Annotated in this window: 1 protein-coding gene and 1 pseudogene; one reads left to right on the top strand and one right to left on the bottom strand. The window is 72.1% G+C overall.

Translation table 11 applies throughout. The features are described from left to right. Nucleotides 1-64 precede the first annotated feature (64 nt). Nucleotides 65-1,426, bottom strand: a complete 1,362-nt coding sequence (gene dprE1 / locus JGS39_RS38975) for an FAD-binding oxidoreductase (RefSeq protein ID WP_219574498.1) — start codon at nt 1,424-1,426, stop codon at nt 65-67. Between the two features lie 297 nt (nt 1,427-1,723). Between dprE1 and JGS39_RS38970 the strand changes: the two are divergent. Continuing rightward, nucleotides 1,724-2,208: pseudogene (locus JGS39_RS38970) on the top strand (IS200/IS605 family accessory protein TnpB-related protein); the annotation flags it as partial.

The raw sequence follows: 2,208 nt of genomic DNA, 5'->3' as shown, positions 1-2,208 counted from the left end.
CCGGTCGGAGGGAGGCGGTCAGAGGGAGAGCCGGTCGGAGGGAGGCGGTCAGAGGGAGAGCCGGTCAGAGGGAGAGCCGGCGCGAGAGATCCGACCGGAGCGCCCCGTTCGGGTCCAGCTCGGCCCGTAGCTGCCGGAATTCGTCCAGCCGGGGGTACATCGCGGCCAGCGTGTCGGGGCGCAGCCGGGAGTCCGCCGTCAGACAGACCCGGCCACCCGCCGTCGCCACCTCCTCGTCCAGGCGGTCGAGGAAGCGGGCCAGTCCCGGCAGGGCCGCGGGCAGGTCGAGGGCGAGGCTCCAGCCCTGTTCCGGGAACGACAGCCAGCCGGGGTCGCCCGGGCCGAACCGCCCGAGCGCGGCGGTGAACGACGGGCAGCGCCGCTGTGAGATCCGTCCGACGATCCGGCGCAGCGTCTCGGCCCGCCTGTCCCCGACGGTGAACTCGTAGCGCACGAGGCCGCCCCGGCCGTGGATCCGGTAGCCGTGCGCGGTGGTGTCCAGCGGGTGGAAGAAGGCGGAGATCTGCTGGAGTTCACCCGTGCGGGACCGGGGCGCACGGCGGTACCGCACCTCGTTGAACGCGGTGGCGGACATCCGGCCCAGCAGGCCTCCGGACACGAGGTCCGGTACGGGGAGGTGGGTGGCGGGCGGCACGGCGGAGCGGAAGGCGAGCGGTGTGCGCCGGGCGTGCGCCGGGAGCACGTGGAGGGGTGCGTGCTCCCCCCGGGTCAGGACGCCGCGTCCCGTCGACCGGCCCCGGGCGGTCAGGTCGACCCAGGCGGACGCATAGTGGTGGCGGCGGCTGCCGGCGGCGAGCCTCGTCATCAGGTCGTCGAGATCCAGGGCCCGTTCGGTGTCGACCGACATTAGGGACGTCCCGACGGGATGGAACCGAAGCGTGGCCGAGAGGATCACCCCGGTCAGGCCCAGGCCGCCCGCGGTCGCGTCGAAGAGCGGCGTGCCGGGGAGGACCGTACGGATCCGGCCCTCCGCGGTGAGTAGGTCGAACGCGACGACATGGCGCGAGAAGGAGCCTGCGGTGCGGTGGTTGTGACCGTGGACGTCGGACCCGATCGCCCCGCCCACCGTGCTGTACCGGTTTGCGGGCAGCACCGGCAGGAACCAGCCGAGCGGCAGCAGCACCTCCAGCAGCCGGTGCAGGCTCACCCCCGCGTCGCACACCACGAGCCCGGCCCCGGCGTCGATGGTGCGGATCCGGTCCAGCCCCGTCATGTCGAGGACGGAACCCCCGGCGTTCTGCGCCGCGTCGCCGTGCGCCCGGCCCAGGCCGCGGGCGATCGAGCCGCGCGGCCCGCAGCCGCGCACCGCGGCGACCGCCTCCTCGTGACTACGGGGGTGGAAGCGCAGGGCGGCCGTCGGGGCGGTGCGGCCCCAGCCGGTCAGGGACACGGTGTCGACAGACATGAGGGTGACCGTATCGCCCGAGAAAACACCTTTGAGGGATTTGTTACAACACTCACCGAAATGGGTGATTGCGGGGACGTCATCACTCCCGCGGCCCACCGGAGGTCGGTTCTCGGCGCCGGGGAGGGTGCGAGCTGCTGCCTTCGACGTGTGTACGAGTGAGTGGTAGCGCCTGCGAGTGGGCCAAGTAGTGCGGTCAGTGAGGGTGGGAACGGAAGTTTCAAGACCGAATGGGTGACCTTGGCGATGGTGGCTCGTTGTGCCTAATGGCGGGTTGCTCGGCGATCTCGGGGCGGGGTGGGTGCGGTGCGGAAGTCGGCGGCGCCGTTCGTGGCCCCGGGCCCTTCTGGGGTGGCGGTCCGGGACCGTCTCAAGCACCTCACCGCACAGGACGAGCACGTGCTGCGGGCGGTCGGCGCGCATCAAGGCACTCTCGCTTCCCGCGATCTGAAGGCCCGGTGCGCGGACGGCCCCAACCACAGCGCCGAATCCTGGGCCGGGCGGAAGCGGGAGCTGACGAGAGTGTCGTCGTCGCGGATTGCCGGGGCGATCACGAAGGCCAGCCATGATCAGTGGGCGCTCGCCCGGCGCTGCCAGGCCGCACACATCCGCAGCCTTGAGGCCGGGATCAGGACGCTCAAGCACCGCCTGTCGCTCCCGATCGGGGCGAAGGGTTCGAAACGTGCCCCGGGTGGTTACCGGTCCAGGAGTGAGTGGTTCCGCAAGTCCCGCCGCCTCCGAACCCTGGAACACCGGCGCGCTGCCGCGGTGGCGGACTGGCA

Source organism: Streptomyces poriferorum (assembly GCF_019399235.1).
GTDB classification, from domain to species: Bacteria; Actinomycetota; Actinomycetes; order Streptomycetales; family Streptomycetaceae; genus Streptomyces; species Streptomyces poriferorum.
Note: the sequence above shows the minus strand (reverse complement) of the source record. Positions and strands in the feature narration are given on the sequence as shown.

Bases quoted from the DNA above. Each gene is read 5' to 3' on its own strand.
- dprE1 (WP_219574498.1), bottom strand. From the start codon at position 1,426: ATGTCTGTCGACACCGTGTCCCTGACCGGCTGGGGCCGCACCGCCCCG.